This window comes from Leisingera caerulea DSM 24564 (genome assembly GCF_000473325.1).
Lineage (GTDB): Bacteria > Pseudomonadota > Alphaproteobacteria > Rhodobacterales > Rhodobacteraceae > Leisingera > Leisingera caerulea.
In genome coordinates, this window is record NZ_KI421513.1 from 3,373,473 (window position 1) to 3,396,739 (window position 23,267).

18 protein-coding genes are annotated in these 23,267 nt (G+C 64.5%); 7 read left to right on the forward strand and 11 right to left on the reverse strand.

From position 1 onward, the window contains the following. Positions 1–26 precede the first annotated feature (26 nt). The gene (gene lexA / locus CAER_RS0123660) at positions 27–731 is read left to right on the forward strand and encodes a transcriptional repressor LexA (RefSeq protein ID WP_027237696.1); all 705 of its coding nucleotides are present in this window, start codon (positions 27–29) and stop codon (positions 729–731) included. Here the strand turns inward: lexA and CAER_RS0123665 are convergent. After that, a complete protein-coding gene (locus tag CAER_RS0123665) occupies positions 725–2,797 on the reverse strand; it encodes a ComEC/Rec2 family competence protein (RefSeq protein ID WP_027237697.1) in 2,073 nt (690 codons plus the stop codon). The genes lexA and CAER_RS0123665 overlap by 7 nt on opposite strands. A gap of 79 nt (positions 2,798–2,876) precedes the next feature. Between CAER_RS0123665 and gltX the strand changes: the two genes are divergently transcribed. The 3 genes from gltX to CAER_RS0123680 all read left to right on the forward strand — a co-directional run bounded on the left by gltX (position 2,877) and on the right by CAER_RS0123680 (position 6,881). Then, positions 2,877–4,277, forward strand: a complete 1,401-nt coding sequence (gltX, locus tag CAER_RS0123670) for a glutamate--tRNA ligase (RefSeq protein ID WP_027237698.1) — start codon at positions 2,877–2,879, stop codon at positions 4,275–4,277. A gap of 126 nt (positions 4,278–4,403) precedes the next feature. Continuing rightward, positions 4,404–5,699: a citrate synthase gene (locus tag CAER_RS0123675; protein WP_027237699.1), complete on the forward strand. Its 1,296-nt coding sequence runs from the start codon at positions 4,404–4,406 to the stop codon at positions 5,697–5,699. A gap of 306 nt (positions 5,700–6,005) precedes the next feature. Continuing rightward, positions 6,006–6,881, forward strand: coding sequence for a calcium-binding protein (locus CAER_RS0123680; protein WP_027237700.1), 876 nt, complete (start codon positions 6,006–6,008; stop codon positions 6,879–6,881). 29 nt (positions 6,882–6,910) lie between these two features. Here CAER_RS0123680 and CAER_RS0123685 read toward each other — a convergent pair whose 3' ends face one another. The 10 genes from CAER_RS0123685 to CAER_RS0123730 all read right to left on the reverse strand — a co-directional run bounded on the left by CAER_RS0123685 (position 6,911) and on the right by CAER_RS0123730 (position 18,727). Continuing rightward, a complete protein-coding gene (locus CAER_RS0123685) occupies positions 6,911–7,687 on the reverse strand; it encodes an enoyl-CoA hydratase-related protein (RefSeq protein WP_027237701.1) in 777 nt (258 codons plus the stop codon). Between the two features lie 103 nt (positions 7,688–7,790). After that, a complete protein-coding gene (locus CAER_RS0123690) occupies positions 7,791–8,273 on the reverse strand; it encodes a cytochrome c-type biogenesis protein (RefSeq protein ID WP_027237702.1) in 483 nt (160 codons plus the stop codon). Further along, positions 8,270–10,234 carry a heme lyase CcmF/NrfE family subunit gene (locus CAER_RS0123695; RefSeq protein WP_027237703.1) on the reverse strand — a complete coding sequence of 655 codons (1,965 nt, stop codon included), beginning with the start codon at positions 10,232–10,234 and terminating at the stop codon, positions 8,270–8,272. The genes CAER_RS0123690 and CAER_RS0123695 overlap by 4 nt, the downstream gene beginning before the upstream one ends. Before the next feature lie 110 nt (positions 10,235–10,344). After that, the gene (locus tag CAER_RS0123700; protein ID WP_027237704.1) at positions 10,345–10,920 is read right to left on the reverse strand and encodes a holin family protein; all 576 of its coding nucleotides are present in this window, start codon (positions 10,918–10,920) and stop codon (positions 10,345–10,347) included. Further along, complete coding sequence (locus tag CAER_RS0123705; protein WP_027237705.1) at positions 10,911–11,522, reverse strand: holin-associated N-acetylmuramidase; 612 nt, start codon at positions 11,520–11,522, stop codon at positions 10,911–10,913. Before CAER_RS0123705 ends, CAER_RS0123700 begins: the two co-directional genes overlap by 10 nt. A 180-nt stretch (positions 11,523–11,702) precedes the next feature. Further along, entirely contained in the window at positions 11,703–12,146 is a 444-nt protein-coding gene (ccmE, locus tag CAER_RS0123710; protein ID WP_027237706.1) for a cytochrome c maturation protein CcmE, read from the reverse strand. A 38-nt stretch (positions 12,147–12,184) separates the two neighbouring features. Further along, positions 12,185–13,213, reverse strand: coding sequence for an N-acetyl-gamma-glutamyl-phosphate reductase (gene argC / locus CAER_RS0123715; protein ID WP_027237707.1), 1,029 nt, complete (start codon positions 13,211–13,213; stop codon positions 12,185–12,187). A gap of 113 nt (positions 13,214–13,326) precedes the next feature. After that, positions 13,327–14,136: a glutamate racemase gene (murI, locus tag CAER_RS0123720; protein ID WP_027237708.1), complete on the reverse strand. Its 810-nt coding sequence runs from the start codon at positions 14,134–14,136 to the stop codon at positions 13,327–13,329. A gap of 9 nt (positions 14,137–14,145) precedes the next feature. Further along, positions 14,146–15,024, reverse strand: a complete 879-nt coding sequence (locus CAER_RS0123725) for a lysophospholipid acyltransferase family protein (RefSeq protein ID WP_027237709.1) — start codon at positions 15,022–15,024, stop codon at positions 14,146–14,148. A gap of 283 nt (positions 15,025–15,307) precedes the next feature. After that, complete coding sequence (locus tag CAER_RS0123730) at positions 15,308–18,727, reverse strand: indolepyruvate ferredoxin oxidoreductase family protein (protein ID WP_027237710.1); 3,420 nt, start codon at positions 18,725–18,727, stop codon at positions 15,308–15,310. Positions 18,728–18,896: 169 nt separating this feature from the next. Here CAER_RS0123730 and CAER_RS0123735 point away from each other — a divergent pair, with 169 nt between their 5' ends. From CAER_RS0123735 to CAER_RS28405, 3 genes are all read left to right on the forward strand, one after another. Then, positions 18,897–19,802 (forward strand): LysR family transcriptional regulator, encoded by a 906-nt coding sequence (locus CAER_RS0123735; protein ID WP_027237711.1) that lies wholly within the window; start codon positions 18,897–18,899, stop codon positions 19,800–19,802. 641 nt (positions 19,803–20,443) lie between these two features. After that, on the forward strand, positions 20,444–22,609 hold the full coding sequence (gene purL, locus CAER_RS0123745) for a phosphoribosylformylglycinamidine synthase subunit PurL (RefSeq protein WP_027237712.1): 2,166 nt from the start codon (positions 20,444–20,446) through the stop codon (positions 22,607–22,609). 91 nt (positions 22,610–22,700) lie between these two features. Further along, entirely contained in the window at positions 22,701–23,219 is a 519-nt protein-coding gene (locus CAER_RS28405; RefSeq protein ID WP_036797562.1) for a hypothetical protein, read from the forward strand. The last annotated feature ends 48 nt before the right edge of the window (positions 23,220–23,267 follow it).

Sequence of the window (23,267 nt, forward strand, 5' to 3'; positions counted from 1 at the left end):
CTACACGAGGCGCGGAGGGAGCGGCGATGCTCACGAAAAAACAGCTGGATTTGCTGGAATTCATTCACAAACGCCTGCAGCGGGACGGCGTTCCGCCCAGTTTTGATGAGATGAAGGAGGCGCTGGATCTGCGCTCCAAATCCGGCATCCACCGGTTGATCACCGCGCTGGAAGAGCGCGGATTCATCCGCCGCCTCGCCCACCGCGCCCGCGCCATTGAAATCTTGCGCCTGCCCGAAAGCCTGGGCGGCACCTCCGAACCGCAGGGGTTCGCCCCCACGGTGATCGACGGCGGCCAGACCAGCCCTCGCGCCGGCGCTGCGGCCGCGGATCCGATGCGTCAGGCGGCGGTTGAGCTTCCGGTAATGGGCCGCATCGCGGCCGGCGTGCCGATTGAGGCGATCAGCCAGGTCTCGCACCAGGTCGCGGTGCCGGGCGGCATGATTGCCCCCAACGGCCAGCATTACGCGCTGGAGGTCAAGGGCGACTCGATGATCGAGGCCGGCATCAACGACGGCGACATCGTGGTGATCCGCGAAGCCGACACCGCCGACAACGGCGACATTGTGGTGGCGCTGGTCGAAGGCCAGGAAGCCACCCTGAAATATTACCACCGCCAGGGCCGGACGATTGCGCTGGAAGCCGCGAACCCGGTTTACGAAACCCGGCACTACCCCGAGGATCAGGTGCAGGTCCAGGGCCGCCTCGTCGGGCTGATCCGCACTTACTGAAGCTGCGCCGGCGCGGCCAGCAGGCGGCGCAGGCGCCGGATTTCCGGCCCTTCCGGATACCATCCGCTCCACAGGCGCGCGCCGGTTGCGGCGCGGGCTGTCAGCAGACCGCCATCGGGCCGGACCGCGATGCTGCCGGTCTGCCGCAGAATCCCAGGCGTCAGCAGCAAGCAGGTGCCGGGCTCCGGCTCAGCCACCGTGGACACGATGATATCCCCCTCTTTACAAGCGCTTGCCTGCATAAGCTTACGTTTTCCCGGTGCATGAACCAGCCGGAAGCCTTGACCTTGCCAGACAGGCAGCACGCCGTCCCAGGCCTGCCAGCGGGCCGCGGCCTCTGGCTGGGTGGCGGCATCGCCATCATTCTCCAGCCAGATCCCTGCCGTGAACCCCTGCCCCTTTGGCCGCGACAGGGCGCGCCCCTCCGCCTCCATCACGCCGATCAGCCCGCCGGAGCTGGCAATGATCACCGGCGGCCGCTCTGCTCCGCTCCAGAGCCAAAGTGCTGCAGCTGCCGGCACCAGTCCCGCCAGCCGCAGCCGCCCGTGCCAGATCACGGCAAACACCGCACCGGACGCAAACAGCGGCAGCACCGCATCGCCGGGCGCCGCCACCTGGGACACGGCGCCCTCAAACCCCGCCACGGTCTGTGCAACCGCCAGGATCCAGTCCATCCCCCACCGCATCACCGACAGCGCAGCCCCTTCCAATCCAACGGGCACCAGGCACAGCGCCAGCACTGCTGCCGGGATCACCCCGGAGCCCATGACCGGCACTGCCAGCAGATTTGCAAAGAGCCCGTAATGCGGAACGGTGTTGAAATGCGCGGCTGCAAAGGGCGCGGTTGCGGCGCCTGCCACAGCAGAGGAGATCACCAGAGCCGCAACCGGCCGCAACCAGCGCGGACCCGGCGGCACCTCCCTGTCCCGCAGCGCGGCAAAGACCGCGACCAGCGCCGCCGTCGCGGCGAAACTCATCTGAAAACCGGGGCTGAGCAGGCTTTCGGGCCGCCGCAGCAGCACGATCAGCGCCGCCGCCGCCACCGCGCGCAGTGTGATCGCGCGCCGGTTCAGCAGCACCGCCCCCAGCATCACGGCGACCATGACAAAGGCCCGTTCCGTCGCCACATTGCCACCTGACAACAGCAGATAGCCCGCCCCGGCCGCCAATGCGGCCAGCGCCGCCAGTTTCTTGACAGGCCAGCGCAGGGCAACCGGCGGCACCAGGCAGAACAGCACCCGCACCGCAGCAAAGACAAAGCCGGTGAGCAGGCCCATATGAAGGCCGGAGATGGCCAGCAGATGCGCCAGGTTGCTTTTCCGCAGGGCCGTCAGCGTCTGCTCCCCGACACCGCTGCGGTCGCCGGCAGTGATGGCCGCGGCAAATCCGCCGGTCTCGCCCGGAATCCGCTGCTGGAGATAGCCCGCCATGGCGCGGCGCAAGCGCTCCACCGGAACGCCATCCCCCGGCGCTCCGGCCAGCAGGACCGGCGCCCTGGTATAGCCAAGCCCGCCCAGCTGCTTGAACCAGGCATGGCGGCGGAAGTCGAATCCTCCCGGCTCCGCCGGCCCCTGCGGCGGCAGCAGATGCGCGGTTGTCATCACCAAGGCGCCCGGCGGCGGCACCTGCTCCGGGCCTTTCAGGGAAATCCGCACCCGGGCCGGGGTTTTCACAGCCGGAACGCGGTCCAGCCGCACCTGGTCCAAGGTCAGCCGCAGCGCATCGGTCGGGGAACGGTCCACCGATACCACCCGGCCCTCAACCGGGCCGTAATAGCGGAAATCAAGAACCGGCGCCGCAACCCAGTGGGCGCGGGCGCCCGCCAGGCACAGGCCCGCCGCCGCAAAGGCCGGCGCCCAGAACAGGAACGCCAGCGGCCGCCGCTGCACAGCGCCCCATGCCAGCAGCAGTGAAACCGCGGCAAGACAGGCATAGACCGCCCATCCGGGTTCGCTTTTCAAACTGAAATAGGCCCCGATCCCGGTGCCCAGGAAAACTGGAACCCAGGGGAACAGATCCCCCCGCTGCGCCTGCAGCAGGTCTGCGATGGCTGCGCTCAGCCGCATGCTTGCCCCCCGCCTTCTGGCCCGGTAGACAGGCGGAAACTCTATGCCTCCCATGGTTTCCAAAAGGTAAATCCCGCACATGACCCAACCGGTTGTCACCCGTTTCGCGCCTTCGCCCACCGGCTTTCTGCACATCGGCGGCGCCCGCACCGCACTGTTCAACTGGCTGTATGCCCGCGGCCGCGGCGGCAAATTCCTGTTGCGGATCGAGGACACCGACCGCGAACGCTCCACGCCGGAGGCCACCGCCGCAATCCTGCAAGGCATGGCTTGGCTGGGCCTGGACCACGACGGCGAGGTGATCAGCCAGTTCGCGCGCGCGGACCGCCACGCCGAAGTCGCCCGACAGCTGCTGTCCGAGGGCAAGGCCTATAAGTGTTTTGCCACCCAGGAGGAAATCGCAGCCTTCCGCGACCAGGCCAAGGCCGAGGGCAAATCCACCCTCTACCGCTCCCCGTGGCGCGACGCGGATGAAGCCACCCATCCGGACGCGCCTTATGTGATCCGCATCAAGGCGCCGCAAAGCGGCGTTACCGTTATCAAGGATGAGGTGCAGGGTGATGTGACCATCCGCAACGACCAGCTGGACGACATGATCCTGCTGCGCTCCGACGGCACCCCGGTCTATATGCTGGCGGTTGTGGTCGATGACCATGACATGGGCGTCACCCATGTGATCCGCGGCGATGACCACCTCAACAACGCCGCCCGCCAGATGATGATCTATGAGGCGATGGGCTGGGACGTGCCGGTCTGGGCCCATATCCCGCTAATCCACGGGCCGGACGGCAAGAAACTGAGCAAACGCCATGGCGCCTTGGGAGCGCAGGAATACCAGGCGATGGGTTATCCCGCGGCCGGCATGCGCAATTATCTGGCGCGTCTCGGCTGGTCGCATGGCGATGACGAATTTTTTACGGACAGCCAGGCCAAAGAGTGGTTTAATTTCGACGGTATCGGCAAAAGCCCGGCCCGGTTCGACACCAAAAAGCTGGAAAACCTCTGCGGCCAGCATATTGCCGTTAGCGACGACGCCGCACTGCGGCAAGAAATCTGTGATTACCTGGCAGCTGCCGGGAAACCCGCCCTGACTGACGCGCAGTCACAAGGGCTGGAAGCTGCGATGTATTGCCTCAAGGACCGGGCCCGTACCTTCCCGGAACTTCTTGAAAAGGCGCATTTTATCCTTGCATCACGGCCTCTTGAACGGGATGCGAAGGCAGAAAAAGCGCTGTCGTCTGTATCCGATGGTATACTGGAAGAATTGACGCCGCAGCTGCAAAATGCTAGCTGGGTCCGTGACGATCTGGAGGCGCTTCTGAACGCATTTGCAGAAGCACATGATACCAAGTTCGGCAAACTGGCAGGCCCGTTGCGGGCTGCGCTTGCGGGCCGGGCGGTAACGCCTTCGGTGTTCGATATGATGCTGATTCTGGGCCGCGATGAAACCATCGCCCGGCTCAAAGACGCAACGGGCTGACTCCGGTCTTTACACCGGGGTAAGCCTGCTTTGATACGACAACCCCTGCGCGAAACCGCGCAGGCGCTGCCCCGCATGAAGACGCCTGAACGGCAGCTTTCGTGCCTGTAACAGGAAGGGACATCCATGACCGAGACACAGAAATCTGCCACGCTCAGCCTGAATGGCGAAAACTACGAGCTGCCCATTTTCTCGCCAACGGCCGGGCCCGATGTTCTCGACATCCGCAAGCTTTATGCGCAGGCAGGCGTGTTCACCTATGATCCGGGCTTCACCTCCACCGCCAGCTGCGACAGCACCATCACCTATATTGATGGCGGCAAGGGCGAGCTGCTGCACCGCGGCTATCCGATCGACCAGCTGGCGTCGAAATCGCATTACCTGGAGGTCTGCTACCTGCTGCTCTACGGCGAACTGCCGACTGCCGCGCAGCTGGAGGATTTCGAGACCCGTGTGACCCGTCACACCATGGTGCATGAGCAGATGCACAACTTCTTCCGCGGCTTCCGCCGCGACGCGCACCCGATGGCGACCCTGGTGGGCGTGGTCGGCGCGATGTCGGCCTTCTACCACGACTCGCTGGACGTGACCGATCCCTGGCAGCGCGAGGTTGCAGCGATCCGGCTGATCGCCAAACTGCCGACCATCGCCGCGATGGCCTACAAGTACTCGATCGGCCAGCCCTTCGTGTACCCGAAGAACGACTTGGATTATTCGGCCAACTTCCTGCACATGTGCTTCTCGGTACCGGCCGAGGAATACCACGTGAACCCGATCCTGAGCCGCGCGATGGACCGGATCTTCATCCTGCACGCAGACCATGAGCAGAACGCCTCCACCTCGACCGTGCGCCTGGCGTCTTCCTCCGGTGCCAACCCGTTTGCCTGTATCGCGGCCGGTATCGCCTGCCTCTGGGGCCCGGCCCACGGCGGCGCCAACCAGGCTTGCCTGGAAATGCTCAAGGAAATCGGCTCTGTTGACCGCATCCCTGAGTTCATCGAACGCGCCAAGGACAAGAACGACCCGTTCCGCCTGATGGGCTTTGGCCACCGCGTGTACAAGAACACCGACCCGCGCGCCAAGGTGCTGAAGCAATCCGCGGACGAAGTGCTGGAGCTGCTGGGTGTCGAAGACAACCCGCTGCTGCAGGTCGCCAAGGAGCTGGAGCGCACCGCGCTGCACGACGACTACTTCATCGAGAAGAAGCTGTTCCCGAACGTCGACTTCTACTCCGGCATCATCCTGGAGGCGATGGGCTTCCCGACCTCGATGTTCACCCCGATCTTCGCGCTGTCGCGCACCGTCGGCTGGATCTCGCAGTGGAAAGAGATGATCGCCGATCCACAGAACAAGATCGGCCGCCCGCGCCAGCTGTACCTGGGCGAGACCCTGCGCGACTACGTCGACATCGAAAAGCGCTGAGCGCTGCTCGGACGGTAAGACAAACGCCCCGCACTGCGCGGGGCGTTTTTCGTTTTGCGGCAGTCTGGTTTCCGGAGGGCGGCAGGCTCTGTTCCAGACCCGCGGCCGTTCCACCCGGCCCAGCCAGGCAACAATTCCATCATGTTTCGCGCACTGTTTCTTCCGAAAGTTCAATATTTACGAGTATTTGACTAAATTCGCTCAACCCCGTACTCAACTCATGAGTTTACTTGGTTCTGGCAGAGCGCTCCCCGCGCGCGCATTATTGCAGAACGCCAGCTGCCAGGCGGCAACGGGATTGATGACATGGAACTTTTGATCTTGCTTGGGATTGGCCTGACCATTGGCGGTGTGGCCTTGGCGATGGACGATGATGATGACGGTGGCGCGAGCGAGCCGGACACTTCGGAGCCGCCGCAGACCGTCGAACCCGGCAGTACAACCACCGGGTCGGACGCTGCAGATGACTTGATTGGCACCGGCCAAGACGAAACCGCTTACGCCAGGGGCGGCAACGATATCCTTGAAGGCCGCGGTGGTGATGACCGCCTGTTCGGAATGGACGGGGCCGACATTCTGGTCGGCGGCACCGGCGACGACTTTATGCGCGGCGGAGCAGGCGATGACTATCTGATCGACAATGAAGGATCGGACACTCTGCACGGGGACACCGGCGATGACAGGATTATCACAACCAGCGGCATTGACGGCGAAGGAATTGTCGGCCTCTCGCGCGGGCTGGCTGACGGGTCCGTCACCGTCCTCAGCGGTCTGGCCGAATTTATTAACCCCGATACGGATCTTGACGGCGACGCCGACAGCGTGTCAGCCGGATACGGCGATGATACAGTAATCGCAGGGGATGGAGATACCGTCTCCCTTGGCGAAGGAAGCGACACCTTGGTGGTCGGAGATTGGATCGCGTCCGACGATGACCCCGTTATCGTGACGGATTTCGATCCCGCCGACGACCTGCTGATCTATTCTTACGACGGCGATGGGCTGCCGCCCAGATTGTCGGTTCAGACGGTCGGCGACGGCACCGGCGACGAGGGACAGGGCTCGGCGCTGCTCTTTGCCGACGATGTGTTCGTCGCGCGGATCCACGGCGCAGGAGGGTTGCTCACGGTCAGCGATGTCTCCATCGTTGACCGCTCGGAGGACGGATCGCTGTTTTCCTGATCCAGCGGTTCCGCACGACTGAAAACCTCTCAGCGCCCCTCGAACTTCGCGGGGCGTTTTTCCATGAAGGCTGTCACCCCTTCCAGGAAATCCCGGGTCTTGCCGCATTCCCCTTGCAGATGCGCCTCTTCCGACAGCTGCTCCATCAGGCTGCGGCCGGTGCTTTCGCGCAGGGCGGACTTGGTGGCGGCAAAGGCCTTGCTGGGGCCTTGGGCCAAATATTCGGCGCGCGCGCGCCAGCGGGTGCTGAACTCCGCGTCGGGCACCGCTTCCCAGATCATGCCCCAATCGCTGGCCTGCTGCGCGCTGATGCGATCGGCAAACAGCGCCGCACCCATCGCCTTGGCCATGCCGACCTGACGCGGCAGGAACCAGGTGCCGCCGGCATCAGGCATCAGCCCAATCTTGCTAAAGGCCTGCATGAAAAACGCGCTTTCGCTGGCAATCACCACATCCGCCGCCAGGGCCAGGCTGGCACCGGCTCCCGCTGCGGCGCCGTTCACCGCGGCCACAACCGGCACCGGGCAATTATAGATCGCTTCCACCATCGGCAGGTATTCGTCGCGCAGCGTGCGCTCCAGATCCAGGTCGCCCGCGCTGGAGGCATCGCTCAGGTCCTGGCCGGAGCAGAACGCATCACCTGCACCCGTCAGCACAACCGCGCGCGCCTCTGCCGAGGCCATTCGCACCGCATGGGTGATTTCCGAGCGCATCCGGCTGGTCAGCGCGTTCTTGCGGTTTGCGCGGTTCAGCGTGATGACCGCCAGCCCGTCCTCCAGCGTGAACAGGATTTCCTTGTAGTCCATAGGGGTGCCTCATGCAGATTGCGTCCCGCACGGCGCAGCGCCGGCGGGACCGTTTGACGCTATGGTGACGCAAAGCTTAGCCGCCGGAAAGACAGACCCGGCGTCAATCCTCCAGGATTTTGCGCAGCCGTTCCTGCTCTTCCGCGCTCAGCCCCTGCTCCGCCGCCCGGGGCGCCCGGGCGCGTCCGCGCAGATAGAAAAGCGCCATCACCAGCGCCGCCAGCAGCATCAGCGGCCCCGCCGCCCACAGCAGCCAATTGGCCCCGCTGGTGGTGGGGCGCAGCAGCACGTACTCGCCATAGCGGGCAACGATAAAATCCATCGCCTCCCGGTCGCTGTCGCCCGCCACCAGCCGCTCGCGCAGCAGCACCCGCAGGTCGCGGGCCAGTTCGGCGTTGGACTCGTCGATGCTCTCATTGCGGCAGACCAGACAGCGCAGGTCCTTGGAGAGCTCGCGCGCGCGCGCTTCCAGGGCCGGGTCCTCCAGGATTTCATCCGGCTCCACCGCCAGCGCGGGCGCCGGTGTGAACAGGGCGGCGGTCATCAGGGCCGCCAGGGCGACGATCAGAAAACGCATCCGTTTCATTCCGCAGGCACTCCCGCTGCCGGTGTCTTGCGCGCGCCCGCGGCCACGCGGAAACGCCGGTCGCTCAGGCTCAAGAGCCCGCCAAGCGCCATCAGGATGGAACCCGCCCAGATCCAGTTGGCAAAGGGTTTAATGTAGGTGCGCATGGTCCAGCTGCCGTCGGCCTGCTGATCGCCCAGCACGACATACAGGTCGCGTGTCACCCGGTAGTCAATCGCAGCTTCGGTGGTCGGCATCTTGGCCACCGGATAGTCGCGTTTCTCCGGGAACATCATCGCCTCGGGCCGCCCGTTGCGGGTGACCTCGACGCGTCCCTTGGTGGTGAAATAGTTCGGCCCCTGCTCACGGGTCACCTCCTGCAGCACCAGCGTGAAGGCGCCGACCTCAAACGGCTCGCCGATACGGGCCACGCGGATGTCCTCCTGCTCCCAGGCGGTCAGGCCCGCGATGGCAAAGATAGTGACGCCGAGGCCTGCATGGGCCGTGGCCTTGCCCCAATCCGCCCGCGGCAGCCGCAGCATCCGCTGGAGGCGGCCGGATTTTCCGCTGCGCATCCACAGATCCGCCAGCGCACCGAACACCACCCAGGACCCCAGGAACAGCCCCACAGGTCCCAGCGCCGAGCGCCCGGTCTGCATCGACCAGGCCAGCACGCCGAGCGACACCGCCAGCAGGAACACATAACGCAGCTGCCAGGCGGTGCGCCCGATCCGGCCGCGCTTCCACGGCAGCATCGCGCCGACGGGCAGCAGCAGACCCAGCACCACCATGAAGGGGGTGAAGGCCGAGTTGAAGAACGGCGGCCCGACGCTCAGCTTCCGGTCCAGTAGCATCTCGGCAACGATCGGCCAGATGGTTCCGAAGAACACCACGAAACAGCTGACCGCCAGCAGGATGTTATTGGCCACCAGCGCGCTTTCGCGGCTGATCATACCAAAGACCCCCTTGGCCTCCATCGCCTGCGCGCGCGCGGCAAACAGGGTCAGCGCGCCGCCGGTGAAGAAGGCGAGGATGAACAGGATGAACACGCCCCGCTCGGGGTCGTTGGCAAAGGCATGCACGCTGGTGATCACGCCCGAGCGCACAATGAAAGTGCCGATCAGCGAGAAGCCGAAGGCAAGGATCGCCAGCAGGATGGTCCAGCTTTTCAACGCCTCGCGCTTTTCCACCACGATGGCGGAATGCAGCAGCGCAGCGGCCAGCAGCCAGGGCATGAAGGAGGCGTTTTCCACCGGGTCCCAGAACCAGAAGCCGCCCCAGCCAAGCTCGTAATAGGCCCACCAGGACCCCAGCGCGATGCCGATGGTCAGGAAGATCCAGGCGGCCAGCGTCCAGGGCCGCACCCAGCGGCCCCAGGCGGCATCCACCCGGCCTTCGATCAGGGCCGCAACGGCAAAGGAAAACGCCATGCTGAGGCCCACATAGCCGAGGTAGAGGAACGGCGGATGGAAGGCGAGGCCCGGGTCCTGCAGCAGCGGGTTCAGGTCCTGTCCGTCAAACGGCGGCACCGTCAGGCGCAGGAACGGGTTCGAGGTGAACAGGATGAAAGCGAAAAACGCCACGCCGATCGCGGCCTGCACGGACAGCACACGGGCCTTCAAGGTCGGCGGCAGGCCGCCGCCAAAGACCGAGGCCAGCGCCCCGAACAGGCTGACGATCAGCACCCACAACAGCATCGAGCCCTCGTGGTTCCCCCAGGTGCCGGAGATCTTGTACAGCATCGGCTTGGCTGAATGGCTGTTCAGCGTCACCAGCTTCAGCGAGAAGTCTGAGGTGATGAAGGCCCACATCAGCGCGCCAAAGGAAAACGCGGTGAACAGGAATTGCGCCTGCGCCGCCGGTTCCGCGACGGCCATCCAGCCGGGCCAGCGTTTGTGGGCGCCGATCAAGGGGATAACGGCCTGCACGATGGCTATCATGAAGGCGAGAATTAGGGCGAAATGTCCGAGTTCTGTGATCATGTGCCGGTGTGTCCATGCATGCTCTGTAGGGATGGGTTCCCTATACGCTTCTCAGCCGGGAGGGCCAATGGCAAACGCCGCGCCATGCCGCCGCAGAAAGCAAAATGTGATCAACCACGGCGCGCCTTCCAGGCTTCCAGCGCGGGATTGTTCCCTGCCGCGGTGGCGTCCAGCCGCGCCGCGGCATCCGTGCTTGTGGCGGCGGCAGCAGGGGCATCCGCCCTGAGCCGCTCCAGCGCGGCGATGTTTTCCGCCACCTCGGGCACCCGCGCCATGCTGGCGGCCAGCCCCTGCTGGAATTCCTGGCTCTTCACCTGATGGCGGGCGCCGAAATAGAAAGAGACGATGACCCCCAAAAGCCACCACAGCGGCTCCGGCACCAGCGCCAGACCTTGCATTCTTGCAGCAAACCAGACCGGATCGCTCAGAGATGCGCCTATCAGTGCAAGAGTCCCAAGCGCCAGCAAGGGGCGCGGCAGACGGTTCACCCCGTCCATGAACCGGTCAAACCGGCTTTTGCCGCCATACTGAAACTCCGCCGCCAGCTGGCTGAGTGCAGCGCTTTGCATATCGTGCGCGCGGGCGGCGCCGGCCTCAGCGTTTTCGCGAAAGACTTCAAGCGTTTCCCGCAAGGCATTGCTCTGCCGCCCAAAAACCAATCCAAACACATCCGCGATCAGCCCCATGCCGCCGTCCTCCGCTGAAACTCCTGCTGGCTGAGGCGGTAGGCGGGCGAGATGAACTCCTCAGCCCGGGTGATCCAGCCGCCCTTGCCGCCAGCACGGGTGCGCGCGTATTTGCGGCTGGCCGGACGCCGGTCCGCCAGGCGGAAGTAATAGTTGCGGCGCGCCACCCCGTAGGCGTCGCGCAAGGTTTCCGCACCGACCTCCGCCGCTTGCGCCGCCGCGTCTGCGGTCTGCGGGCCGATGGTGCCATCAACCGCCACGGCATAGCCCATGTCGCGCAGCAGCCGCTGCAGAATGCGCACCGCGTTGCTGCCCGCGTTCACATACATGTCAAACACCGACGCCTGCAGACAGGGCGGCAAGCTGGCGACCCGCGGCGCCTCGAAATAATGGCGGATGAAGATCTCCACCGCCTGCGCCTGGCTCACGGCCTTCACGTCCTGAACATTCACGGCGCCATCGCCGGTCAGATCCAGCCCCAGCCGCCGCAGCGTGCCGATGGTCACGCCGTGTTTGGTGGCGCCGCCGGGATCATCCGGATCATTCACAAACCCGCCTTCGCGCGCCACGATCTGTTGTGCAATTTCCTGAACGCTCTGCATGTCACCTCACCACTTCCAACCGGGTCAGGATGCCGCAAAGGCGCTAAAACCCTCTGACACCACCGCGCGCCTGCTGCGCAACACCCAAGGGGAGAGGTTCTGTTTGCTGGTGAGCCCTGAAGCAAAAAGCCCCGCAGGACGGCAATCCTGCGGGGCCATTGTGTCACATCCGTTTGGGTATCAGGTTCCGGGTTCCTGATAGACGCCCTGCTCCTTCAGCGCGTCCATGACTTCCTTGGGCATGTAAGTCTCGTCATGTTTTGCCAGGATTTCAGTGGCTTCAAAGACGCCGTTCACGTAACGCCCGGTGCCGACCATGCCCTGGTTCTCTTCAAACAGGTCGGGCAGAACGCCGGTGTAGGCGACGTTTACGGTCGCGCCGCCATCGGTCACCGCAAAGCGCACGGTCTTGCCCTGGCCGCGCTGCAGCGAGCCTTCCGCCACCAGCCCGCCGATGCGGAACACTTCGGTCGGCTTCGGCGGCTCCTCCATCACCTGGCTGGGCGAGCGGAAATAGTTGATGCCGTCCCGCATGGCATAGCCGATCAGGGCGGTTGCCACGATCAGGGCCACCGCGGCAACCGCGATGACCTGGATCCGGCGCTGTTTCTTCAGGTTCTTCATGGTGTCCTCTATTCAGGCCCGAACAGCGCCGCCCCGGTTCAGGGGAACAGCGGCGCCATCATCAGCCCTTCGGTCTCGTTCTCACCTAACATCAGGTTTGCGTTCTGCAAGGCCTGGCCGCTGCTTCCTTTTGTCAGGTTATCCAGTGCCGCAAAGACGATAGCGCGGCCGCCGATCCGGTCCTGCGCAACGCCGATATGGCAGAAGTTGGAGCCGCGCACGTGATGGGTCGAGGGCGCCTCGCCAAACGGCAGCAGCTCGATGAAAGGCTCACCGGCGTAAGCCTTGGCAAAGGTATCATGAATCGCCTGCGCGTCGCCCTTCACATAGACGGTCGCGAGGATGCCGCGGTTCACCGGCAGCAGATGCGGGGTGAACTGCACTTTCACCGGGCGGCCTGCGATCTTGCTGAACTCCTGGTCGAACTCGCCCAGGTGCCGGTGGGTGCCGCCGATGGCATAGGCGTGGTAGCCCTCGCTCAGCTCTGCATGCAGAAGGTTTTCCTTGAGCGACCGGCCGGCGCCGGAGACCGCGCATTTCAGGTCCAGGATGATCTCGTCCAGATCGATGACGCCTGCCTCGATCAGGGGCCGCAGGGCAAACTGGCCGGTGGCGGCGTTACAGCCCGTGCCGGCCACCAGACGCGCGGATTTGATCTCGTCCCGGTAGAACTCGGTGAGGCCGTAAACCGCCTCTTCCTGCTGCTCCAGCGCGGCGTGGGGGTTGCCGTACCACTTCTCGTATTCCGCCGGGTCGCGCAGCCGGAAATCCGCCGACAGATCGACGATTTTCAGGGTCTTGGGCAGGGCTGCGATCACTTCCTGGCTGGTCTTATGCGGCAGCGCGCAGAAGCAGAGGTCGATGCCGGAGAAATCAATCTCGCCAATCTTGCACAGCACCGGCAGTTCCATATGGCGCAGGTGCGGGAACACTTCCGCCATGGTCATGCCGGCCTTGCGGTCGGCGGACAGGGCCGCGATCTCGATGTTCGGGTGCTGGGCGATCAACCGCACCAGTTCGGCGCCGGTATAGCCGGACGCGCCAAGGATAGCCACTTTGTGGGTCATGTCAGACCTCGTCTTTCAATGTGATATGCCGGTTCCGCAGCCATCTGCGGAGAGAAATAGGAGGATTTGCGCCCGCGCTCTTTGACCTGGAACAAGGTTCCGGGCGGATGCGCTCAGGCCGCCTGAAAGGTGATTTCCCGTCGGAGAAACTGGGTCGCGCGGTCGCTGACGCGGCCCGGGTTTCCGGTGGTGAAAAAGCCGCCTGCGCCGTTGCCGTACATGTCGGGATGCCGCTGCAGGTAATCCGCCAGGCTGTCCGCCACCAGGCTGCCCTGGCTGAACACCTTAACCTCCGGTCCCAGCGCATCCTGAAAGGTTTTTTCCATCAGCGGATAATGCGTGCAGCCGAGGATCGCGGCCTGCGGGTGCGGCATCTTGCGCTTCAGCGCGTCCACATGGCTGCGCACCAGGGCTTCGGCGAGGATCATGTCGCCGTCCTCGATCGCGTCCACGACGCCGCCGCAGGCCTGCGCCTCCACGTCGACGCCGATGGCGCGGAACGCCAGTTCACGCTGAAAGGCGCGGCTGGCAACGGTCGCCGGGGTCGCGAACAGCGCCACATGCTGCACCGCAACCTCGCGCGGCGGAGAATTGTCGCCCCATTGCCGCTCAGTCAGCGCTTCGATCAGCGGCACAAAGACGCCCAGCACCCGCTTGCCCTTGGGCAACCCGCCCTCCTGCATCCGGCGCAGCGCGGCGGCAGAGGCGGTGTTGCAGGCCAGGATCACCAGGTCACAGCCCTTGTCCCACATGTCCTGCACCGCGGATTTGGTCAGCTGATAGACATCCTCGGCATCGCGCACACCATAGGGGGCGCGGGCATTGTCGCCGTAATAGAGGAAATTCACGTCCGGCAGCCGTTGCTGCGCAGCGTTCAGGACAGTCAGCCCGCCCAGGCCCGAATCAAAGATGCCTACAGCCATTCCGTTTTCTCACGCGCGGTGTTTCTCCTCGAACTCAAACCCATGCGCATAGGATTTGAGCGGTACCGGAGACAGGTCATACGTCGCTTTGCGCAGGAAATCCATCATTGCTTTTGCGTCTTTGGCCAGCGGCGCCAACGTGCCGCGGCCGATGGGCTCGCCGATCACCACCCGGACCGGGGTATCGACCCGCTTGCGGAACTCCTGGATCAAGAGCCCCATGCGCAGGGTGGCGTGCAGGTGGCTGGCAATCTGGAACAGGCGCGAGGTGCGGCCGTCGAAAAATACCGGCACGACCACGGCGTCGGATTTGGCAATCATCCGGGCGGTAAAGCCGCGCCAGCCGGGGTCCATAGGGTGCCCCAGAGGGTGTGCCGCAGTGGAGACCGTTCCGCCGGGAAAGATGCCGATGGCGCCGCCCTGCCCCAGATAGTCCAGCGCCGCCTTGCGAGTCGCCAGATTGGTGCGCAGGGCGTCTTTGGTCCCGGCAAAATCCACCGGCAATATCACCTTGTTCAGGTCCTCGGCCTTGCGGAACACGTGGTTGGCCAGAATGCGGAAATCGCCGCGGGTTTCCGCCAGAATATGCCCCATCATCAGCCCGTCGAGGATGCCGTAAGGGTGGTTCGCGATCAGGATGACCGGCTTGTCCTTGGGGATGTCCGCCAGCGATCCGCCCGCCACGTCCAGCGACAGCCCATAGCGTTCAGCCATCACCGACCAGAAGCTTCGGCCCGCCGCCACCTCCTGTTCGTACCCCGCGGCCCGGCGGATCAATGCCAGCCGTCCGGTCGAATTCTCCAGCAGCCGGATCACCGCCCGGCCCGGGCGGGTGGCAGCGGAATGGGCATAGGAAATATCGCGGGCGGTATGGCGGCGCGCGTGCATCGTTTTTGGCTCTCCGTCAGGCATCACCGGTCAGATATGGCCGGGAGCGCAGTATGCAAAGGGAGCGTAACAGCGCTGTGACGGTTCGCAGCAGCCCGCATCAGGGGCGCTGCCGCGGAAAGCAAGGGATTTCCAACCAGGATCAGGCTGCCTGGCGCCCGGGATCAGGGCCTGCGCAACAGCGCCGCGCGTCAGCGCGGCGCCGGGCCCAACCGGGAGGGGCCATCCCGAGGATGGTCCGGAGCGGGCGGGAGCGCCCCGCCCTGCCCCGTGGCGTCCGGCGTTACTCAGCCGCCTGTTTGACGGTCGTGCCTCCCTGGCGCAGAGCGGCCAGCAGTTCCTCGCGGCGTTTGGCAGCCTTTTGCTCGTTCGCCAGTTTCACCGGGCCGAAGCCGCGGATCTGCAGCGGAAGCTCGGCCAGCGCGATCAGCGGCTCCTGGATCTCAGGCGCGGCTTTTGGCAGCCACTCCCGCATGTCGGCCTCATACTGCTTGATCAGCGCCCGCTCCATCTTGCGCTCTTCGGTATAGCCGAAGATGTCGAGCGGTGTGCCGCGCAAGGGTTTGAGCTTCGCCAGAATGCGGAACCCGCGCTCCATGCCTGCGCCGAACTTGCGCTTTTGCGGGCGGCCGTTCGGGTCGGTGCCGCCCAGCATCGGCGGCGCCAGGTGGTAGGACAGCTTAAGGTCGCCCTCGAACTCCGCCTCCGCCTTGGCGCGGCTGTCCAGCAGCAGGCGGGCCACTTCGTATTCGTCCTTGTAGGACAACAGCTTGTGATAGCCCTTTGCCACCGCCTCCTTCAGCGCGGGGTCACTGATGCCGTCCAAGAGCTTGGCATAGCGCTTGGCCAGGCCCTTGCCTTGATAGGCCACCAGGTGATCGGCACGGAAGGCGATTTTCTCGTCCAGCGTCTTGGGCTTTTTCACCACCTTGGGCTGGATCAGCCTTGCGGCGTCTTCCGGGTGCAGCACCGCCCAGCGGCCGATGTCGAAGGCGCGCTTGTTGCGCTCCACCGCGGCGCCGTTCATCTCGATCGCCTGTTCGATTGCCTCATGGCTGACGGGCACCAGCCCCTTCTGCCAGGCGCCGCCGAACACCATCATGTTGGAGAAGATCGAGTCGCCCATGGTTACGCGCGCCAGTTCGGAGGCATCGAACAGGTCCAGCCGCTCGCGCAGGCGCGCCTGCAGCGCCACCTCCAGCCGGTCGGTTGGGATGGCGAACTCGGTGTTACGGGTGAAATCGCCGGTGATGATCTCGTGGCTGTTCACCACCGCGCCGGTCTGACCGGAGGTGGTCAGGCCCAGGGTCTTGGCGCCGGCACTCACCACCAGGTCGCCGCCGATCAACGCATGGGCTTCGCCGGTGGCGACGCGGATGGCAGAGATGTCCTCGGGGTTGTTGGCAATCCGGCAATGGATGTGTACCGCGCCGCCCTTCTGGGCGAGACCGGCCATTTCCATCAGCCCGGCGCCCTTGCCGTCGATCTGGGCCGCCTGCGCCAGCACCGCGCCGATGGTCACCACGCCGGTGCCGCCGACGCCGGTGATCACCACGTTATGGGTGCCGTCGATTGCCGGCAGTTCAGGCTTGGGCAGATGCGGCAGGTCGATGTCGGCGGTGGCCTCCTTGCGGATCTTGGCGCCTTCGACGGTTACGAAGGACGGGCAGAAGCCGTTGACGCAGGAGAAATCCTTGTTGCAGGAGGACTGGTCGATGGCGCGTTTGCGGCCCAGTTCGGTGTCCTTGGGCACGATGGAGACGCAGTTGGACTGCACGCCGCAATCGCCGCAGCCTTCGCAGACGTCGGAGTTGATGAACACCCGCTGGTCCGGATCCGGGAACTGGCCCCGCTTGCGGCGGCGGCGCTTCTCGGCGGCGCAGGTCTGGATGTAGATGATGGCGGACACGCCCTCGATCTGCTCGAACTCGCGCTGGATTTTCATCATCTCGGCGCGTTCGTGCATCCGCATGCCGGCCGGGAACAGGGAGGCGTCGACGTCCTCCTTCTCGTCATAGACCACCGCAATGGTCTTGACGCCCATCGCCTTCAGCTCATGCGCGATCTGCTGCGCGGTGAGCCCACCCTCGGCCTGCTGGCCGCCGGTCATCGCCACCGCGTCGTTGTAGAGGATCTTGTAGGTGATGTTGGTGCCCTCGGCGAGCGCGGCACGGATCGCCTGCACGCCGGAGTGGTTATAGGTGCCGTCGCCCAGGTTCTGGAACACATGCTTGCGCTTGGAGAACGGTGCCTCGCCCACCCAGTTGACGCCCTCGCCGCCCATATGGGTGAAGCCGGTGGTCTCGCGGTCCATCCACTGGACCATGAAGTGGCAGCCGATGCCCGCATAAGCGCGGGAGCCGTCGGGCAGCTTGGTGGAGCTGTTGTGCGGGCAGCCGGAGCAGAAATAGGGCAGCCGGGTTGCGATTTCCTCGGCGTTGTCGGCACGGCGGGCCTCGGCGAGGCTGTCCAGCCCGGCACGGAGCGCCTCGGTGTCGCGGCCCTCCTCGATCAGGATGTTGCCCAGCTTTTCGGCGATCATGATCGGGTCCAGCGCATAGCGGGTCGGGAACAGCTCATCCCGGTGCATGGTGCCGGCGCCGCCCTTGTACCAGCCATAGACGCGGCGGCCCTGGCGGTTGTCAAAGATCGCTTCCTTGATCTGGATCTCGATCAGCTTGCGCTTTTCCTCGACCACGACAATCAGGTCCAGCCCTTCGGCCCAGTCGTTGAAGCCCTTCATATCCATCGGCCAGGTCTGGCCCACCTTATAGGTGGTGATGCCCAGGCGTTCGGCCATGTTCTCGTCGATGTTCAACAGCTTCAGCGCATGCACCAGGTCGAGCCAGTTCTTGCCCGCGGCGACAAAACCGATCTTGGCGCCCGGCTTGCCCCAGACGCGCTTGTCCATCTTGTTGGCATGGCTGAACGCCTCTGCCGCAAAGCGTTTGTAGTCGATGATGCGGTTTTCCTGCCGGAACCGGTCGTCGTCCAGGCGGATGTTCAGCCCGTCGGCGGGCATGTCGAACTTCGGCGTCACCAGCTGCATCCGGTCGGGGCGGGCGTCGACGACCGAGGTCACCTCGATGGTGTCCTTCATGGTCTTGAGACCGACCCACAGGCCCGAGAAGCGGCTGAGCGCATAACCGTAAATGCCGTAGTCCAGGATCTCCTGCACACCCGCGGGGCTGACGATCGGCAGGTAGCAGTCCAAGAGCGACCATTCCGACTGGTGCAGCACGGTGGAGCTTTCGCCGGTGTGGTCATCGCCCATGGCCAGCAACACGCCGCCGTGTTCGGAGGTGCCGGCCATATTGGCATGGCGCAGCGCGTCGCCGGAGCGGTCAACGCCCGGGCCCTTGCCGTACCACAGGCCGAAGACGCCGTCGTACTTGCCTTCGCCGCGCACCTCGGCCTGCTGCGCGCCCCACAGGGCGGTCACCGCCAGGTCCTCGTTCAGGCCGTATTGAAAGGTGACATCCGCCGCCTTCAGGTGCTTTTCCGCGCGGCTCATCTGAAGGTCCACCGCGCCCAGCGGCGAGCCGCGGTAGCCGGTGACCAGACCGGCCGTGTTCAGGCCGGCCGCCGTGTCGCGCTGCTTCTGCATCAGCATCAGCCGCACCAGCGCCTGAGTGCCGTTCAGCAGAACCGGCGATTTGGTCAGATCGTATTTATCATTGAGTGAGATCTTTTGCGTGCTCATCGTGGCCTCCTCAACCGGGATTAGCTTGCACATTCTGACGCGCAGAATAGGTCATAATTGCTGACCTGAATAGCCGCTTTTTTTTACATTTCGCTCGCTTGCGTCATGGAAACTGATACATAACTAAGATTTCATACAGTCGGCCCCATACGCACAGAAAGTAACAGATATGGATTGGGACAAGCTCAGAATATTTCACGCGGTGGCGGATGCGGGCAGCCTGACCCATGCCGGCGACAAGCTGAACCTGTCGCAATCGGCGGTCAGCCGCCAGATCCGCGCGCTGGAAGAGAGCCTGAACGCCACTCTGTTTCACCGGCATGCGCGCGGGCTGATTCTCACCGAACAGGGTGAGCTGCTGTTTGACGCCACCCAATCCATGTCGGCGCGGCTTGAGGCTGCCTCTGCCCGCATCCGCGACAGCGAGGAGGAGGTGTTCGGCGAATTGCGCGTCACCACCACCGTGGGGTTCGGGACCCTGTGGCTGGCGCCGCGTCTGACCAAGCTGTATGAGCAGTACCCCAACCTCAAGGTCGACCTGATGCTGGAGGAACGGGTGCTGGACCTGCCCATGCGCGAGGCCGATGTGGCAATCCGCATGAAGGAGCCCAGCCAGGCTGATCTGGTGCGCAAACGGCTGATGACCGTGCGCATGGGGCTGTATGCGACGCCGGAGTATCTGGATAAGCACGGCAACCTGGAAACATCCGCCGACATTTCCCAGCACCGGCTGATCTGCCAGAACCAGCGCTCGGCCCAGGTGGGCTCAGCCGCTGTTCTGGGCAAGAAGCTGATGGCGCTGGATCCGGCATCCCTGCTGACCGTCAACAACTATTTCGGCGTGTTGCAGGGGGTGCTGCACAATCTGGGCATCGGCATTCTGCCCGACTATGTGACAGAAGAATTCCCGCGGCTGGTCGAGGTGCTGCCGGACGAGGACCAGAACGAGGTTCCGGTCTACCTCGCCTACCCCGAAGAACTGCGCCATTCGCAGCGGGTTGGCGCCTTCCGCGACTTTGTGCAGTCCGAGATCATGGAACACCGCAAACACATGAAAGCGCTGGGCAAGCTGTAATCCTGGCCGCCACCGGAGCAGGGCGTTCTGGCTGCTTGACGGCCGGCTGACCGGTTTCCGGATTGACGGTCCAAGCACCGCCGCCTCAGCCATGCAAAAACCGCATAGCAGCATTGACACCCAATTGTTGTTAATCCCCTTGAAGGGGCAGGCCCGGAGCCCTAAATGATCCTCATGAAGGCGGCGGCAACGCCCTCCTTCATACCTCCCTGTTGGACTTCGGCCGAGCTTAGTGCTCGGCCTTTTTTTTGCGTGCAAGCCACTGACATTCAAGCACTCTTCAGCCGCTGCAAACGCCACCCCTTCGGCTTTTGACTGCAGCTGCGCCTGTCCGGCACGGGCCGCGGCCTGCCTCTGCTGCTTAGCACCGGAGCGGGAAAAGACGCCTGTGTAAAATATTCTTTTGTACCGCCTGCTTTCGCAATGCTTGTATTTTCAGCAGTTTGCCTGCCCTCAGCCGCAATTTCCGCCGCTTGCAAAAGCCCGCACCGCCGCCAGCGGCGGCCAGGTGCGGCAGCGGGCCCGCTGCGGCGCAAAGACGCCTCCTGCGGCATCTGGCGGGGATTCGCTTAATTCCACTTCCCCCGCGCCCCTCCTTGCCCTAAAAGGCGCGCAATCGCAGCCATTGGGGACGTTTACGGATGCAGGAACCCGCCATCACGCCTGAATTGATTGCCAATCACGGGCTGAAGCCCGAGGAATACGATCTGATCCTCGAAATCATCGGGCGGGAGCCGACCTTCACCGAGCTGGGCATTTTCTCGGCGATGTGGAACGAGCACTGCTCCTATAAATCCTCCAAGAAATGGCTGCGCACCCTGCCGACCGACGGCCCGCAGGTGATCTGCGGCCCCGGCGAAAACGCGGGCATCGTGGACATCGGCGACGGCGATGCCGTTGTTTTCAAAATGGAAAGCCACAACCACCCCTCCTACATCGAGCCCTACCAGGGCGCGGCAACCGGGGTTGGCGGCATTTTGCGTGACGTCTTCACCATGGGCGCCCGCCCCATTGCCTCGATGAACTCGCTGTCGTTTGGCGAGCCGTCCCACCACAAGACCCGCCAGCTGGTCAACGGCGTGGTTGAGGGCATCGGCGGCTACGGCAACTGCTTTGGCGTGCCTTGCGTTGGCGGCGAGGTCCGGTTTCACCCCGCCTATAACGGCAACTGCCTGGTGAATGCCTTTGCCGCAGGCCTGGCGCGCACCGACTCGATCTTCTATTCCGCCGCCTCGGGCGTTGGCATGCCGGTTGTGTACTTGGGCGCCAAAACCGGCCGCGACGGCGTTGGCGGCGCTACCATGGCGTCGGCAGAGTTTGACGACACCATCGAGGAAAAGCGCCCCACCGTTCAGGTCGGCGACCCCTTCACCGAAAAACGCCTGATGGAAGCCACGCTGGAGCTGATGCAGACCGGCGCAGTGATTTCGATTCAGGACATGGGTGCCGCGGGCCTCACCTGCTCTGCCGTGGAAATGGGCGACAAGGGCAAGCTGGGCGTGCGCCTGGACCTGGAAAAGGTCCCGCAGCGCGAAGAGAACATGACCGCCTACGAGATGATGCTGTCGGAATCCCAGGAGCGGATGCTGATGGTGCTGAAGCCGGAGCTGGAAGCCGAGGCGCGCGCGGTGTTCGAGAAATGGGATCTGGACTTTGCCATCGTCGGCGAGACCATTGCCGAAGACCGCTTCCTGATCATGCACAACGGAGAAGTGAAAGCCGATCTGGTGCTGTCCAAGCTGTCCTCCACCGCGCCGGAATACGACCGCCCGTGGCAGGAAACCCCGGCAGCCGAACCGCTGACCGACGCGGATGTGCCGACCATCGACCCGATCGACGGCCTCAAGGCGCTGCTGTCCTCGCCGAACTATGCGGGCAAGCAGTGGGTCTATGAGCAGTACGACACCACCGTGATGGGCGACACCCAGCGCCGTCCGGGCGCTGGCTCCGGCATCGTCCGGGTGCATGGCACGGACAAGAAACTGGCCTTCACCTCCGACGTGACCCCGCGCTACGTCAAGGCAAACCCGTTCGAGGGCGGCAAGCAGGCAGTGGCCGAGGCCTACCGCAATCTGACCGCTGTGGGCGCCAAGCCGCTGGCAACCACCGACAACCTGAACTTCGGCAACCCCGAAAAGCCGGAGATCATGGGCCAGTTCGTCGGCGCCATCAAGGGCATCGGCGAAGCGGTTGCAGCGCTCGACATGCCGATCGTGTCCGGCAACGTGTCGCTGTATAACGAAACCGACGGCAAGGGCATCCTGCCGACCCCGACCATTGGCGCCGTGGGCCTGATTGCGGCCGGCGAAGAGCCGATCACCGGCGAGGCCCGCGACGGCCATGTTGCCCTGCTGGTGGGTGAAACCGTGGGCCATCTGGGCCAGTCGGCGCTGCTGGCCGAAGTCTTCAACCGCGAGGACGGCGATGCCCCGGCGGTGGATCTGGAGGCGGAGAAGCGCAACGGTGAGTTCATCCGCGCCAACCGCGAGCTGATCAAGGCCTGCACCGACCTCGGCGACGGCGGCCTGGCACTGGCGGCGTTCGAGATGGCCCAAGAGGCCGGAGTCGGCGTGCAGATCGACGCAGGCGACACCCAGACCGTGTTCGGCGAGGACCAGGCGCGCTATCTGATCGCCTGCAACTTCGACCAGGCCGAGGCGCTGATGCTGGCGGCGGGCCAGGCCGGTGTCACCGTCACCACCGTTGGCAAGTTCGGCGGCGACTTGGTGCGGATCGGCGGTTCCGAGGCGCCGCTGGCCGAGCTGACGGAGGTCTTCCGCTCCAGCTTTGCCGCTGCTGTCGCCTGATCGCTCGCCCCGCCGGGCGGCGCGCGCTAAAATACAAAAGGCGGGATGGCACAGCCGTCCCGCCTTTTCCTTTGACCCCGGGACCCGTTCCATGACCCTTCCTGAGCTGACAGAGGATTGCAGCCGCTGCGCGGGCCTGTGCTGCGTGGCCTATCCGTTTGAGGCGCATGAGGATTTTGGCCTTCTGAAGGACGCGGACACGCCCTGTCCCAACCTCGCCCCCGATTTCCGCTGCAAAATTCACGCCGATCTGGAAAAATGCGGATTTGGCGGCTGCGTCGCCTATTCCTGCGCCGGCGCGGGCCAGCGGGTGACACAAGGCCTGTTTGATGGCGAAACCTGGCGGGATGACCCCGACCTGCTGCCGCATATGACCCGCGCCCTACGGGTGCTGCGCCCGATCCATGAGGCGCTTCTGGTGCTGCAGGAGGCCGCCGCGCTGCCGCTGCCGGAGGACCTCAGCGCCCGCTGCGCCGCTTTGACCCAGGCGCTGTGCCCGGAAAACCCCGCGTCGGTCTGGGACTTCGAGGAGGACAGCGTTCAGGAGGCGCTGGCCAGCCTGCCGGACTTTGTCGAAAGCGTCGCCCCCTTTGCCCGGGACGGCTGCTAATCCTGCTTGCACAGCCCCCGGCGCGCCCCTACATTTTTACCAAACAAG